Source organism: Sphingobacterium sp. ML3W (assembly GCF_000747525.1).
Classification (GTDB): Bacteria; Bacteroidota; Bacteroidia; order Sphingobacteriales; family Sphingobacteriaceae; genus Sphingobacterium.
In genome coordinates, this window is record NZ_CP009278.1 from 4,759,627 (window position 1) to 4,775,744 (window position 16,118).

Below are 16,118 nucleotides of genomic sequence, written 5' to 3' on the forward strand. Positions count from 1 at the left end.
GCCACCTGCCTATATGGATATTTCGTGACAGCACCTACAATTTAATTAACATTCAGGTAAGCTTAAAGGAATTTGGACAGCCAATCCACCATCCGCAGTTTCTTTATACTTGACATTCATATCCAATGCTGTTTCCCACATGGTTTTAACCACCGCATCCAGACTTACTTTGGCTTTATCAGGATTTGACTGCAATGCTAATTGGGCTGCTGTAATGGCTTTAATAGCTCCCATGGTATTACGTTCGATGCAGGGAATCTGAACCAGACCACCTATTGGATCACAGGTTAAGCCTAAGTGATGTTCCATCGCAATCTCTGCTGCCATCAAAACCTGTCTTTGAGACCCTCCAAGACATTCGGTCAAGGCTCCTGCAGCCATCGCTGATGACACACCAATCTCCGCTTGACAACCACCCATTGCGGCTGAAATGGTAGCACCTTTTTTAAAGATGGAACCAATCTCCGAAGCTGTTAAGATAAATTGAATGATTTTATCGTCCGCCCCCCCATTATGGAAAGTAATGAAATACTGCAATACCGCAGGAATAACTCCCGACGCACCATTAGTAGGTGCCGTAACGACTCTCCCAAATGATGCGTTTTCTTCATTCACCGCTAACGCAAAGCAACTCACCCAGTCTAAGATGTATTGAAAATTTTCACCCCCGGCTTTTATGGCTGCAACCCAACTTTCATAATCATGGTACGTGCGGTCTTTGAGCAATCGATGATTCAGCTTAGCTGCTCTTCGTTCTACATTTAATCCTCCTGGCAGAATACCTGAGGTATGGCAACCACGGTATATACACTCAGATATTGTTTTATAGATATTGAGCACCCCAGCACACGTTTCTTCTTCTTCGCGCCAAGCATGTTCATTTTCCAATACAAGATCCGATATTTTTAATCCGGTGGTCCGGCACCAATGCAATAAATCCTGAGCTGTTTCTACTGGAAATGGTAAATCCACCTCCGATAAAGGTCCACTTTCATCATTTTCCTGAACAACAAATCCACCACCGATGGAATAATAGGTTTCACTCACAGCTTTTCCATCTTTTAAAAAAGCTTGAAAAGTAACCGCATTGGGATGAAAAGGAAGACTTTCACTATATAGAAACAGTAAGTCTTCTTTATAGGTGAAAGGAACAGTATGAATACCCGCCAATTGCAATTCCTCTATTGATTTTATATGTTCTACTTTTGGTGTTACCTGATTAACATCAAAAGTCACAGGATCATCTCCACTCAGTCCCAATAGCACAGCGATATCCGTTCCGTGTCCTGTGCCTGTTTTAGCCAAGGAACCATACAATAAAATCTTGACGGACTCCACGATATCAAGCACAGCTTTATCCTGCAATACTTTCGTAAATTGCTGTGCAGCACGCCAAGGACCTAAGGTATGTGAACTCGATGGTCCAATACCAATTTTAAACATATCAAAAACGGAAATTTGCTCTTTGCTCATTCTTTATTTATAAAGCGCTATTAAAATGGTGTTTTTAGGACAGTCCAAAAACATTGCAATTTACAGAATATAAAACAACAACAAAGTTCTTACAAAGATTTAATACTTTATCAATAAAGCTTAATTATCTTTGTTAACTTATCATTAAACAAATGAGATTTAAACACCTTCTGCACTTACTTGGAGTATTTTTTTTAATCGCAATAACCGCACAAGTTCTACACGCTCAACCTAGTCCCAAAAGAGAAGTTCGAGGGGTTTGGATTGCTACGGTTGGTAACATTGATTGGCCAACTTTAGCGACTGGAACGAATGTTGATAAACAAAAAAAAGAACTTGTACATATCTTGGATGAGCATAAAAGATCGGGTATGAATACCATTCTTTTTCAAATTCGCCCTGCTGCTGATGCATTCTATGGAAGAGGTCGTGAAGCATGGAGCCGCTACTTAACCGGTAAACAAGGGAAGGCCCCAGAACCATTCTACGACCCTTTGGATTTTATCATCGACGAATGTCATAAAAGAGGAATGGAACTACACGCATGGATCAATCCTTATCGTGCATCGACTACCCTGAATCCTAATCATTTTTCGGAAGATCACATCACAAAAAAGAAACCTGACTGGTTTTTTACTTATGCAGGTAAGAAATTATTCAATCCTGGCATTCCAGAAGTACGACAGTACATCATCGATGTTATCATGGATGTCGTCAACAACTATGATATCGATGGAGTTCATTTTGATGACTACTTCTACCCTTATCCCGATAGCCGCAATACGGCGATTCCTGACCGAGTCACCTATGGTCAATATCCCAATAACATCGCTAACATCGAAGATTGGCGAAGAAACAATGTGGATGTATTGATTCGTGATTTAGGAATTGCAATCAAAGCAAAGAAACCTTATGTAAAATATGGTGTCAGCCCTTTTGGTATTTGGGATAATAAAAATGGTGCTAATGGCGGTTCTGACACGCGCGGTTTAAGTGGTTATCGTACCCTATTCGCTGACGGGGTAAAATGGGTTCAGGAAGGATGGATCGATTACATCAATCCGCAGATCTATTTCCCTTTTCACAACCGTGCCGCGGCATATGAAATATTGGTCGAATGGTGGCAACATCACACCTATGGTCGTCATTTTTACATTGGACATGGTGCTTACCGTGTCAATGAGCAGAAGCCGGGCTGGACTGACCGCAGTCAGATTCCCCGACAGATCCGTTACCTACGTGAGCAGCCCAATGTACAAGGTAGCATATTCTTTAGTTCTAAATCATTGACAGATAATTTGGCGGGTCTTCAAGACTCCTTGACATATAATTTGTACCAAGCTTGTTCGTTACCTCCAACGATGCCTTGGATAGATAGCATAGCTCCAAATGCACCATTTGGCCTACAGCTCCATACTTCAGAGAACGGCATGAACAATCACTTGGTCTGGCAAAAACCGGATCGTGCAGCTGATGATCAATCTGCTTATGGATATATCGTTTATAGATTCGAAGAAGGAGAGAAAACAGATCTAAATAATACAAGAAAAATCATTCATATCACTTATAATGAAGATGATTTACAATACGAGGATAACGACTTGGGTAAGAATAAACAATATTACTATTTCGTGACGGCACTAGATCGTATGAAAAATGAAAGTGAACCTTCCAATATCAGAAGTACCCAGAAAACTCTTGACTACAATCATGCCTATACGATGCAATAAATACAGCATTAAATGATGTCAGTTGAAAAGGTCAATTTTTAAAATGAAATTGACCTTTTCAATTTATTTCAACAATGCATCACGGTACTCAACCGTAATCGCCGGCAATAGAATTTCTTGTCCTTCGTTTTTTAAGGAATCAGCATAAGCGTTGGTACTGCTTATTGCTTTAAGATAAGATGACACTAATTCATCTGAAACCTGAATTTCTTTACCCTCTTTAATATTGACGACATACTGATTATCCACCAATTTCACTTGTCCGAAAAAACGATAAGCAGCGGCTTTCAATAAAGCCAAATCAGCTATCGATAGTTCCTCTATTCGCGCTCCTGCAGGTAATGTAACATCGATAAAGGTATTTCCCTTAGCTAAACTATCAATAGGTGCATCTAAGGGTATAGCGGCTAAAGCAGCTAAATTAAGAACCGGTACTCCGGCTTCTTGTTTGTTCTGACAACCGATAAATAATACCATTGCCAATATCAGGGATAATAAAGTACGCATATGCAATAGTATAAATAAAAAGGGCTTTTCAACGAATCGAAAAGCCCTTTTTGTTATTTCCTTACACTGCTATTACTTTAGCAATTCTTCCAATTTTGAATGTAATTCTTCACCACGTAAGTTTGAAGCTACAATTTTACCAGTTGGGTCTATCAGGAAGTTTTGCGGAATACCACGCACTTCGTATAAACCAACAGGAGCAGATTTCCAACCTTGTAGATCGGATACATGTTGCCATTGTCCCAATTCATCAGTAGCAATAGCTTTCATCCAAGCATCTTTTTTACCGGGATTATCCAAAGAGACTCCGAATACAGTAAAGTTTTTATCCTTAAATTTATTAAATGCCGCTACCACATTTGGGTTTTCTTGACGACATGGTCCACACCAGCTAGCCCAAAAATCCAATAACACATATTTTCCTCTTAACGAAGAGAGTGCAATCTCATTTCCTGCTGTATCCGGTAATGAGAAATCAGGTGCCATTGATCCAACAGCAACTGCTTTCAATTTCTCAATTCTACTCGCTAATGCTTGTCCTTTTTTACTGTTTTTCAAATCTGCAGACAAAGCCTGAAAACTAGGGATAATCAATGTATTGACATTCTCTGCATCCAATTTGTCCGACAATAAATCTAATGTAATAAAGCTAGATTTGTTATCCTTAATGAATTGCTCATCTGCTTTCTCTTGTTGTTCATTAATTTCACCAGCTTCTTTTTGTAGGCCTGCAATAAAAGTTTGATCGTTTCTTTGTTCGTCAGTCGCATCAGCATAACGTTTGTTTAGCGCTTGAAATGCATCTGAGTAAGGTTTAACCGCAGATTGGTATTTTGCAAAATCATTATTGAGTGCATTACCTGAAATAACTGCGTTTTTCATCTCATCATTAGACTCCACTTTGATTACACCATTTGACAAATAAACTTGTGTCAAATCAGGGTTTCTAATTTCTTGAATCGAAGTGCCATCTGCAGAAAGAATCAAATATGCTTTAACCGGACCTGCAACAGAGCCATTGAATTTAAACTGCCCACCAGACACTGTCGTTGAATCAATCTTACGTGCATTATTTTCAGCATACTGCATAAAAACTTTCGCTTTATCAGAAGCCCCTTTAATTTTACCAGTAACCGTAAAGCTCTCTTGTGCAAAAATAAAAGCTGGGATAAAACTTAATCCCAATAATATTCCTTTTTTCATTCTATTCTAATTTTATTTTTTATCTCATTCTTAATCACTACCATCTACCACTAGCTCCACCGCCTCCGAAGCCGCCGCCTCCGAAACCTCCGAAGCCACCACTATCGCCGCCGCCGCCAAAGCCACCGCCCCCTGAACCTCCTCGTCCTAGGGTATTTAAAAGTGTCCACCAAAGTAAATCTGAACTTCCTCTGCCGTTCATCATTTTACCACCACCATTACCACCGTTTCCACCTTTTTTAGAAATCAAGGCAATGACAATCATAACGACAACAATAAGAATCAGCATCTTCGAGGTACCGCCACTTCCATTTGGTTGTTTAGGATCCGCTTTATACTCACCTTTGGTATAGGATATCAATGCATCTGTTGCATTATTGACTCCTGTATAATAATCTTGTGCTCGAAAGGCAGGCTTAATCTCATTTTCTATAATTCGGTGTGCAATTGCGTCAGGTACAGCACCTTCTATACCATAGCCTGTCTGTATAGTAACAGCGCGGTCGCCAATTGCTGCCAATAATAATATTCCACTATTGTATTTCTTATTTCCGACCCCCCATTGTTGTGCAAGTCTCACTGCATAATCACTGATGTCGTAAGAACCTGTTGAATTCATCAGAACAACAGCAATCTGAACGGAGGTCGAATCTTCAAAAGCCAATAGCTTCCGCTCCAACTGATCCATTTGACTCGCTGTCAAGGTCTTTGTATAATCATTAACCAAGCGGTTTGGGGTAGCAGGAAAATCCTGCGCAAATAAATGTGTTACACTTAAAAGCATCATTATCGTCGTCAATACGAAGATATGGATGTATGAAAATGTAGACTTGGTCATGGACCTATATGCTGTTAGTTTATTCATTTCTATTTATCGCCAAAAACAATATCATTCGGTAATTCATTAATATCGTCATCCTGTCTGGGGTAAAATTTCGCTAATTCTGCACCAGCGTTCTGAATTCCTCGGATCAACCCTTCTGCAAAAGCCGCCTTTCGAAATTCTTGAACCATAATCTCCTTTGTTGACTCCCAAAAATCGGCTGTTACTTTTGTATGGATACCAGCATCTCCTATAATAGAAAATTTATGATCTTCATGTGCTAAGTAAATTAAAACACCATTTCTTAAGGCCGTTTTATGCATGGCCAATTTCTCAAAATAATGCTTCGCACGGTCAAAAACTTCCCCAGGGCAATGCTTTTCAACAACCACACGAATTTCGCCCGATGTTCTATTCTCCGCCAAACTGATTGCATGCACTACTTTTTCTTGTTCTTCTGATGAAAATGCTCCCATTAATAAAATTGTTTTTAAATAAAAAAAGATGAATGTGTGCACAAGATAAGCCCATCATTCATCTTTTCTAGTAAACTAATACGGTATACTTAGAATGATACTGTCGGCGCTTTATCTGCACCTTCTTGTGCTGTAAAAGTTCCTTTAGCTTTGAAACCAAACATACCCGCCATTAAATTGTTAGGGAAGCTACGTACCGTTGTATTGAATTGCTGTACAGCTTCATTATATGCTCTGCGTTCAGTCGAAATTCTATTTTCGGTACCCTCCAATTGTGCTTGTAGTTCTAAAAAGCTTTGATTTGCTTTCAAATCTGGATAAGCTTCCACTGTAGCCATCAATTTACTCAATGAACCTGAAAATTGATCTTGAACTTTTTGATATTGTGCAATTGTTTCTTCATTCAAGTTGGTAGGATCTACCGTAATAGAAGTTGCTTTCGCACGTGCTTCAACTACTGCTGTCAACGTACCTTCTTCGTGCTTTGCTGCTCCCTTAACAGTATTCACCAAATTTGGAACTAAATCTGCACGTCTCTGATATGCATTTTCAACCTGTGCCCATTTTCCTTTCACATTTTCATCTTGCGATACCATGGTATTGTATCCACATGAACTGAAAGATAACGCGACCATTAAACCAAAGAATGCGACTAATAATCTTTTCATTTTTTTCGTTGAATTAATATTTTTCAAAATAATTTTAATGGAAAGCTTACTACAAAGGCCATACCACTCCCACGAATATAAGAATAATTTTAAGCGCATAAGTATTTATAACTAAAAAAATACAGCAGATATCCTTAACTTTACGCTGTTTTGGGATAAAAACCCAGCAAGATTGATATGCAAAAAGAAATTGAATTAGCGATTGCTCCAGAAAGAATCGAAGATCATGATTACATTCTAAATCAGGGCTCTATAGCTTTAAAAATAAATTTTGAACGAATCAAGGGTTTTAAAATCCGTAAACGTTCTATTGATGCACGTAGCCGAAATGTTATATTCAGAGCACGTATTATTTTTTTTATAGACGAAAAACCTACTACCGAAGTTTTTAAGACAAATTTTCATGCTGTACAGGATGCAAAGCCGGTATTAATTATTGGCGCTGGTCCTGCCGGTTTATTTGCGGCACTTCAATGTCTAGAAAAGGGATTGAAACCAATCATTGTTGAACGGGGTAAAGACGTTCAAGAGCGCCGTCGTGATTTAGCGAAGCTAAACCGCGAGGGAATCGTTGACGAAGATTCAAACTATTGTTTTGGCGAAGGTGGTGCAGGTACTTATTCGGATGGTAAGCTCTATACTAGGTCTGATAAGCGTGGGGATATTGATAAAGTATTAAAACTATTTGTAGCGCATGGTGCTACTGAGGATATCTTAGTCAACGCACGTCCGCATATTGGTACCAACAAATTACCACATATCATCCAAGCCATTCGAGAAACTATTATCGAACACGGCGGTGAAGTTATTTTTGAACAACGTGTTGTGGATATCACCACTGAAGACAATCAGGTGACAGGTGTTACGCTTGCTAGCGGAACTGCATTAAAAGCCAAACATGTCATCGTGGCAACAGGACACTCGGCACGTGATATTTTTGAACTTTTCCGTAAAAAAAACTGGTTGCTTGAAGCAAAAGCTTTTGCTTTAGGTGTACGCATCGAACATCCACAAGAAATCATCGATCAGGCACAATACCACTGTGAAATCCGCAGTGAACACCTACCTCCAGCCTATTATAGTTTAGTGGAACAAGTAAATGGGCGTGGTGTATTTTCATTCTGTATGTGTCCTGGCGGTGTCATTGCCCCTTGTTCAACAGCAGATAATGAAATTGTGGTCAACGGTTGGTCGCCCTCTAAACGAAATAATCCACACGCCAACTCGGGCACGGTTATTCAGATCAACCTCGAAGATGTTCCGGGTTCGGACAGTAACCCATTTGCGATGTTGGACTTTCAGCATGAGATAGAAAAGCGTGCATTTGAAGTAGGTGGTGGAAAAATGGTTGCTCCTGCTCAACGTATGATTGATTTTGTCGAAGGCCGTATATCCAAAGATCTTCCGGAGAACTCGTATAAACCAGGCACAATATCAGCAGACCTTACGCAGGTACTTCCCAAATTTGTCTACGAGGCCCTACGCGGGGCTTTACCTATTTTTGGAAAAAAAATGAAAGGTTATTATACCAATGAAGCTATCTTGGTTGCTGTAGAATCTCGCACTTCATCCCCAATACGTATCCCGCGTGATAAAGCAACTTTACAACATCCTGAAATCAAAGGGCTTTACCCTTGCGCTGAAGGTGCGGGGTATGCTGGAGGAATTATTTCCGCCGCAATTGATGGGATGAATTGTGCAGATGCGATAAACTAAATTGATAAAATATCAAATTGGTCTTGCAAAGAATCAAATAAAGCTGTATTTTTGTAGCACCAACGCGAAAGTAGCTCAGTTGGTAGAGCACAACCTTGCCAAGGTTGGGGTCGCGAGTTCGAATCTCGTCTTTCGCTCAAAAAGAGAAAAGCTTCCATAATTTGGAAGCTTTTCTCTTTTATATGCCTTTTACTATTTTTTCCCTAAGCGCATAACTGCCGGTGTAAAGAAAGACAGTATCCCAACAACGACCATCAATAGACCTGCTATCACAAAAGCATTGGCTACCCCGATAACATCAGCAATAAAACCCGTAAAGAGCAGACCAACGACACTAGGCAGAATAGCAATACTAAAATAAAGCGAGAATACGCGGCCCAACATCTGTGGAGCTACCTCTTCCTGAATCGTGGTCATAAAGGATGCTGAAAATAAGGACATCGATATCCCCCCAATTCCAGTCACTATCACAAATGGGATAAACCAGGTCGAAGGAAACCATCCTGAAAATGCGAAAGTCAGTCCTAAGACAATATGCATTGCATTAATCATGATTATTTTAGAAAATTTAACTTTAAACGCGCTCAATAAACCGCCTCCAACCAACATTCCCACTCCCCAAATAATTTCAATCACACTCATCTCCCACTTTCCTCCGTTAAAATGTCCGATGGTCAATAAGGGAAACATGATGGCTATTGGCATGACACAAAAAGTGGCAACCATAGCGTAAACGAATAACAAGCTCAAGCCTCGATTGTGATAAATAGCTTGCATCCCTTTTTTCAGATCATCCCATACTTGCCCAAACGATAATTTAGAATCCACAGTTAAATGTGGAATGGTAACAAAAAGCAGGGAGACAATCGCTACTGCCGCACCAATGACGTCCAAATAGAGCACTTGTGCGATTGAAAAATATGTAATCGCCAACGTCCCCAATGCTGGTCCTGCAATACTACTTACAGACTGTAGCATCTGATTAATTCCTGATACACGTAAAAGCTTATCTTCTGGCACCATTAATGGTGCTATCGCTTGCATAGCTGGTGCATGGAATGCCGAACCAACAGAACGACATGCCAATAATAAATAGATGATCGATAAACTTACGGCGGCTCCTTGGAGTACAAAAGTCATGAGCAATGTACACAATGCGATAAATGCATCTGCAAAAATCATCACTTTTTTACGATCCCAACGATCTATAAAAACGCCTACAAAAGGACCAATAAGTGCTTGTGGTAATAATCCGGCAATACCTGCTAAAGCCAATACCTCCGCAGATTTGTGTGTTAAACTCAGCCAAACAATTACGGCAAAATTGACAGCAGAGCTGGTCAATAATGACACAAATTGTCCAATCCAAATATACATGTAGGTTTGAAACCAATTTTTATTTTCCATAAAAAAAACAGCGTAAAATACAACTGTAAATGATTTGAAATATCATTTACATCAATGAACAATTACCTTGACAAACGCAGTCTACCAAGGTTTAAAATAAAATGTTGTATAAAAATCGATATGCATAATGTTACAAAAATAGAAAAAATAGGGAATTTTCATCTAAAATTACGTTAACTTTAAGATGAGTACCATCCTATAAGCCATGAAAATTTTCAAAAGTAGACAAGACCACTTGATAAATGCTATAACTATTGTTCCCCTAATGTTCGTATTTATCATGATGTTTATCGAACTTATGAATGATGAAGCAACTTTAGTTCAGTTGATGACCGTTATAGGGCTTCCTACAGTCTTAACGGCGATATTGCTATTATCGCGCCCAAAATATTCGATTGACAATTCATACTTTTATTATAAAGCTGGTCTAATTAATGGGAAGATTGCCATAGAGAATATCCGTAAAATTGAGGTTGGAAAGACATTATGGGTTGGCTTTAAACCAGCAACTGCTCGTAAGGGTTTGATTGTCCATTATAATAAATATGACGAAATTTACATCAGTCCCGATAGCAATGAAAATTTCATAAATGAACTGTTACAATATAATCCAAATATTCATCTTATAAGGACTATATAACTAGCGATCCAACCACATTTGAAAATCTGAAGATTTGTCTTCACTCACGATTATTTCAACCTCTGCAGGTAACGCGGGTTGCACTTGTAATCGGATACGATTACGACCCACCTTCAACATATCGACAATCGATTCGATATGTATGATGAATTTGCGATTGACCTGAAAGAAGAATTGAGGGTCCAATTTTGATACGAGTCCGGTAATGGTATCTTCAACGATAAACTGACTTCCCTCATTTGTGTAGCCATACAACAATTTATCTTCAGCCATAAAGTAAGCAATTTCGATGGTCGGAATCGATTTTAAACGCATACCATAACGTACTAAAAACCGACTTTTATATGGTAGATTACTATTTTTATCTTCAAAAAAGTGAGCTACTTTATTTAATGCTTCTTGCAATTCATCTTCATCATACGGTTTCAAAAGATAAGCATAACCTTGATTCTGAAAGGCCTTTAACGCATAATCTTCGAAAGCAGTTGTGAAGATTACTGGAACTTGGATTTTAACTTGATCAAAAATATCGAAACTTAATCCATCCCCAAGCTGTACATCCATAAAAATCAAGTCGACGTCATGTTTCAGTAGCCAATCTGTAGCCTCTCTTACCGTAGTCTTAACCGTATAATCAAACTTTGCAGAAATCAATTGGCTCAATTTCTCCAATAAGCTCTCTGAAGCCCAGTTTTCATCTTCTACGATTAATATATTTTTAAACATGTGTTGAATTTATAAAAAAATCCCCATTCTTTTCAGAATGAGGATCGAATTTTATAAAATTGATGATAGATTACAATTCTGGGTTATTCGATATCGCTTCTTTGGGATAACGAATCACATAACGTGGATCATTTTGATTTAAGAAATAATCTTTAGACTGGTAACGATGTACAATTTCTGGACGAGTTGTACGCTTCAGATCGTACCAACGTAGTCCCTCTAAAGCAAACTCCTTTGCACGTTCCTCGATAATAAACGAAATCAAGTCTTTATCACTAATTGTTGACAACTTTGTTTGAGCCGCTGCAAAGGTTGCAGCGGTCAATCTGTTTTTCAATAGTGTAGTCAATTCTTGTTTCGCTTGAGTAGGTTTTCCTAAACGAGCTGCGGCTTCTGCTTTAATCAAATATAATTCTGCATTCCTAAAGGTTACGTTAAAACGGTTATTCCCACCTTTTTTAGATACAATATTATCATCCCATCTTTTCTCAAAATAACGTGCAAAGCGTAAATCGCCTTTCTCGTATTTTGCCAATAATGCCGGACTGATGAAGGTTGAACGAGATACATCCGTCTTTCCTACTTCTTCCCAGGCTTGAATCATTTCTTTAGATTCAAAATCGTTGGGCAATTTTGAGGATGCGTCCTTTAAATCTTCCAAATCGGCATTGATAGCTAAACCACGGTCTGCCGCTTTCGCTGCAAGTTCCCATTCACCCCGGTATAATCTTAAACGTGCTTCAAAAGCCTCATAAGCACGACGGCTGAATCTGTATTTTACAGCAGTGGCTTGATCAATAATCTGAAGTAAATCTGACGCTTCTTTCATATCCGTCAAAATTTGTTCATATACTTTTTCTACCGTTGCTGGAGTAAACAACTGCTCCAAATCCACTTTTATCGAAAGTGGTACGCCACGATCTGTAGCTGCTGTAGCTGGATTGTAATTATCAGCATATGTATTCAACAATTCAAAATGCGCATAAGCACGTAATAAATACGCTTCCGCACGGATTTGTTTTACATTATCTGTATCTCCTGCTTTGTCCTTAGCCTCAGCAATGATGTGGTTGGCATAAAAGATACTTTTATAGAGCGTTTCCCAAGCCATTGGCTGTGTGTGGCGATCAGGGTTTTGATCATTCCAAAGATAAAGATCTTTCAATGTTCCGAGATCTGTAGAAAATTCATCCAACAGCAACTCATCTGTACGTAAGTTTAAGTATGATTTATGTGCTGGATAAACTTTATAACCACTAAACATCAAAGCTCTAAAATCAGCTTCGGTAGTAGGAACGACGGTCCCTACTGGTTGTATATCTAAATATTTATTGCAAGAAGTGGTTAATAGTCCACCAACTAACAATCCGATATATATTAAATTCTTTTTCATAGATATCTTAATTAAAATGATGCCGTTAAACCAAAAGCAAATGATTTGGAGATCGGTTGAGCATAATTATTACCATACGTTTCAGGGTCAAAATATCCATCATAATTATTGCCAAATACAAATAAATTACGCCCTTCAATATTAAAACGAATATTTGATGCTTGTACTTTACTTGCAAGCGATTTTGGCAGCGTATACCCTAAACGGATACTGTTGACACGAAAATAACTCATCTTCTTAGACCAGATATCTAAATAATTAAAAGCATTAGAAGGGTCGTTACCATCCATCCAACTGTAGGCCATCCAACGGTCATTCGCGTCAGCACTTGTTGATCCTATGGCGATAAATTCTTTCGAACCTGGAGTAAGCGCTTGCAATACATCTTTTGTATAATTCGAACCACGATCTACAATAGCTGGATTGTAGGTTGGACTACGACGCATCCACTGATCGATATTGAATACAACAGATACCGCCAAATCAAAATTCGCATAGCGGAACCTATTGGTCATACCACCAACAAACTTAGGATCCATACTTCCTCTATATTTGAATTTACTTTGATAATCTTTGTTGTCCATCGTAGAACTCACGGCATATCCAGGCATAAAATCCGAAAATGGATCATATAATTGAAAATATTCTTCATAAGATATTACATCACGCTGATCATTATAAAACTGTGGAAGGCCATCAGCATCCAAACCAGCAGTTTCAATTTCATATAATGAGCTGATAGGATTACCTTCTCGCGCATCTACATTATAAGCTGTTGGATTAGCCATCACACGTTTCAACTTATTACGATTATGTGCGATATTAAAATCGGTCGACCATGAGAAACGGTCGCGCACGATGTTTTGGCTGCCAATCGATAATTCAATACCATCATTACTTACGGATGCCCAGTTTCGCTGAACATTTGGGAACCCATTCTCCAATGGTAATTGACTTGCACCGATTAAATCTGTCGATAATCGATTGTAATAATCAACCGTGAATTGTACTCTATTTCTTAAGATTCCAAAATCAAAACCTGCATTCCAAGACTGCGTACGTTCCCAACGTAATTTATCATTAGCAGGCATACCCACGACAATACTTTCCTCTGCATCTCCTGGTAACAATGTACCTGTACTGTAATCGCCAATAATAAATGGATAGGAGTTACGGTCGATATTCCCTTGTATACCATAAGAACCTCGGAATTTCAGATTCGAAATCCATTCTTGATCTTTCAAAAAAACCTCTTCTTTTGCGTTCCATGACCCGGATAGAGACCAGATCGGTAGGAATCGATATTTCGGATCTACACCAAACATATTGGATCCATCATAGCGAATACTTCCTAACACATTATATTTACGTTTGTAACTATATGTTGCATTGGCATAAAATGACGCATAAGAAGTTTCACCTATCGTTTTAGCATATTGTCTAAAGCGGCTATCATTAAAATAAGTGCTATTTGGGAATATAATATTTTCTGATGTTAAGGTCTTCGGGTTAAACCCGAAACCACGAGACATAACTCCTGTATTTTTTGATCTTCGCAACTCAGTACCCGCCATGATTTCAATATCATGATCGTCATTAAAGTTTAAGTTGTACTGTGCAAAAGATTTCCAATTATATTGAAAAATACTGTTTTTATCATTTTGAATCGTTCCACCATCAGGTAGGAAATATTTTGTTTTTTTTGAAGCACTATCGTAATAACGTGTACTTTCTCTAAGCTTTCTTGTATTATAACTTTCCTTATCAGCAAAGCGCTCAATCCCTGACTCTTCAAACTGTAAGCCCAATTCAGTACGTAAAGATAAAGAAGGCAATACCTGATATGTCAAGTTAGCAATTGCTTTTAGACTCTTATTATTCAAATTATAGTTTGTATTGGCGCGTTCCTCAAGTGCATTAAAAGAAATATACGTATCTCTCTCATATCCTACGATATCGGGATCATATACATAATTACCCTGTGCATCTCTCGGCGTCAAATATGGGTTAACGGTACGTGCATAAGTATTGGGGTTGGTAAATGCATCACGATCTTGAATGAAGTTATTCCGATCGGTAGAAGAACCTAATAAATTAATCCCCGCTTTCAGTTTATTACTGATTTTAAAGTTATTGTTTAAAGTCAATGAATAACGACGCATACCCACACCTTTAGTGGCTGCTTGTTCATCATAAAATCCACCAGACAAATAAAAATCATGTCCTTCTGATCCACCTGAAATTGAAGCTGTATATTGTTGGTTTAATGCTGTACGGTACAATTCATCGCCCCAGTTATGATTCTGGTTGCGCAATTGACTGATGGCATCTTGTGTGGCCGTAGAAAGCCCCGTCAAACCAAATTGACGATAGGTACCCAATTCATTGTTCGCATTTAATAAACGTGCGATAGCACCTTGACTGGTCCGGTAAGTCAAATCTGTACGATTGGCCATTCCCAATTCAAAATCTACCTTCTCCGATGCATTCATCAGATTCAGTTTACTGAAATCTGGTTTTTGAGTCACAAAACTGTTAGCCGATACCGAAACTTGAGTAGGTCCTTTTTTACCTTTTTTGGTTGTAATTACGATCACACCATTTGCTGCACGAGCTCCATAAATGGACGTCGCAGCAGCATCCTTTAATACGGTGATGTCCGCAATATCATCAGGGTTGATACCCGCAATCGGTAAATTAGAAAGATTGTTTAAATTATCTTTATCAAACGTATTGGGCAATGCTGTTCCTTCAATTGGTAAACCATCGATAACCCATAATGGGTCTTGGGTACCATTTAAAGATACCGTACCACGGATACGTATTTTTGGAGCGCTGTTTGGCCCACCATTGAGATTACTCAATTGTAAACCGGCTACTTGACCTTCCAATAACTGATCGACACTCGAAACACCAGTTTGCTTGATTTCGTCTAATTTCAACTTATTGTAAGCAGTGGTATTCTTTACTTTACTGATATTGTTATATCCAGTAACAATGACTTCTTCCAAAGCATTTGCAACTTCTTCCAAAAAAATCGTATTGTATACCTTTCCTACCTGTACCTGCTTATTTTCATAACCGACAAAGGAAACCGTAAAATACTTAACATCCGTAGGGATGGTCAGGGTAAAATTCCCCAAGTTATCTGTCACTGCTCCCAGTGCAGATTGTTGGATTTGCCCAGTCACACCGGTAGACTCTCCAACTGCTGTGCCATCTACAAAAATCGTAGCACCTAAAATCGGTGTTTGCTTTTTGCTATCCAACACTTTTCCCTTTAGGGTGACGGTTTCTTGTGCATAAGAAATGAGCTGCACGCAAGAAAACACGATCAAGAGGATAAATTTATTCAT

At 38.7% G+C, this 16,118-nt stretch carries 13 protein-coding genes and 1 tRNA gene; 4 read left to right on the forward strand and 10 right to left on the reverse strand.

The window, feature by feature from the left end; translation table 11 throughout:
- Positions 1-45: 45 nt before the first annotated feature.
- On the reverse strand, positions 46-1,473 hold the full coding sequence (locus KO02_RS20325) for an L-serine ammonia-lyase (protein WP_038701269.1): 1,428 nt from the start codon (positions 1,471-1,473) through the stop codon (positions 46-48).
- A gap of 152 nt (positions 1,474-1,625) precedes the next feature.
- Here KO02_RS20325 and KO02_RS20330 point away from each other — a divergent pair, with 152 nt between their 5' ends.
- Positions 1,626-3,203 (forward strand): glycoside hydrolase family 10 protein, encoded by a 1,578-nt coding sequence (locus KO02_RS20330; RefSeq protein ID WP_051960105.1) that lies wholly within the window; start codon positions 1,626-1,628, stop codon positions 3,201-3,203.
- 63 nt (positions 3,204-3,266) lie between these two features.
- Here the strand turns inward: KO02_RS20330 and KO02_RS20335 are convergent, their stop codons facing one another.
- The 5 genes from KO02_RS20335 to KO02_RS20355 form a co-directional block, all read right to left on the reverse strand.
- Complete coding sequence (locus KO02_RS20335; protein ID WP_038701271.1) at positions 3,267-3,710, reverse strand: hypothetical protein; 444 nt, start codon at positions 3,708-3,710, stop codon at positions 3,267-3,269.
- Positions 3,711-3,782: 72 nt separating this feature from the next.
- Entirely contained in the window at positions 3,783-4,913 is a 1,131-nt protein-coding gene (locus tag KO02_RS20340) for a TlpA disulfide reductase family protein (protein ID WP_038701273.1), read from the reverse strand.
- 37 nt (positions 4,914-4,950) lie between these two features.
- Positions 4,951-5,700: a TPM domain-containing protein gene (locus KO02_RS20345; RefSeq protein WP_235212400.1), complete on the reverse strand. Its 750-nt coding sequence runs from the start codon at positions 5,698-5,700 to the stop codon at positions 4,951-4,953.
- A gap of 80 nt (positions 5,701-5,780) precedes the next feature.
- Positions 5,781-6,212, reverse strand: a complete 432-nt coding sequence (locus KO02_RS20350) for a TPM domain-containing protein (RefSeq protein ID WP_038701277.1) — start codon at positions 6,210-6,212, stop codon at positions 5,781-5,783.
- Between the two features lie 89 nt (positions 6,213-6,301).
- On the reverse strand, positions 6,302-6,880 hold the full coding sequence (locus KO02_RS20355; RefSeq protein ID WP_038703091.1) for a LemA family protein: 579 nt from the start codon (positions 6,878-6,880) through the stop codon (positions 6,302-6,304).
- Between the two features lie 177 nt (positions 6,881-7,057).
- On the opposite strand from KO02_RS20355, the gene KO02_RS20360 reads away from it, so the two are divergent.
- Both KO02_RS20360 and KO02_RS20365 read left to right on the forward strand, forming a co-directional pair.
- Positions 7,058-8,596, forward strand: coding sequence for an NAD(P)/FAD-dependent oxidoreductase (locus KO02_RS20360; protein WP_038701279.1), 1,539 nt, complete (start codon positions 7,058-7,060; stop codon positions 8,594-8,596).
- A 64-nt stretch (positions 8,597-8,660) separates the two neighbouring features.
- Positions 8,661-8,733: transfer RNA gene (locus KO02_RS20365), tRNA-Gly, on the forward strand.
- A gap of 55 nt (positions 8,734-8,788) precedes the next feature.
- On the opposite strand, the gene KO02_RS20370 is transcribed toward KO02_RS20365, so the two are convergent.
- Positions 8,789-10,003 (reverse strand): MFS transporter, encoded by a 1,215-nt coding sequence (locus KO02_RS20370; protein WP_038701281.1) that lies wholly within the window; start codon positions 10,001-10,003, stop codon positions 8,789-8,791.
- Positions 10,004-10,283: 280 nt separating this feature from the next.
- Between KO02_RS20370 and KO02_RS20375 the strand changes: the two genes are divergently transcribed.
- Positions 10,284-10,643: a PH domain-containing protein gene (locus KO02_RS20375; RefSeq protein WP_158500320.1), complete on the forward strand. Its 360-nt coding sequence runs from the start codon at positions 10,284-10,286 to the stop codon at positions 10,641-10,643.
- Here the strand turns inward: KO02_RS20375 and KO02_RS20380 are convergent, their stop codons facing one another.
- From KO02_RS20380 to KO02_RS20390, 3 genes are all read right to left on the reverse strand, one after another.
- Positions 10,644-11,369 carry a LytR/AlgR family response regulator transcription factor gene (locus tag KO02_RS20380; protein ID WP_038701285.1) on the reverse strand — a complete coding sequence of 242 codons (726 nt, stop codon included), beginning with the start codon at positions 11,367-11,369 and terminating at the stop codon, positions 10,644-10,646. It abuts the gene before it with no gap.
- Between the two features lie 70 nt (positions 11,370-11,439).
- On the reverse strand, positions 11,440-12,762 hold the full coding sequence (locus KO02_RS20385; protein ID WP_038701287.1) for a RagB/SusD family nutrient uptake outer membrane protein: 1,323 nt from the start codon (positions 12,760-12,762) through the stop codon (positions 11,440-11,442).
- Between the two features lie 11 nt (positions 12,763-12,773).
- A complete protein-coding gene (locus tag KO02_RS20390) occupies positions 12,774-16,118 on the reverse strand; it encodes a SusC/RagA family TonB-linked outer membrane protein (RefSeq protein WP_038701289.1) in 3,345 nt (1,114 codons plus the stop codon).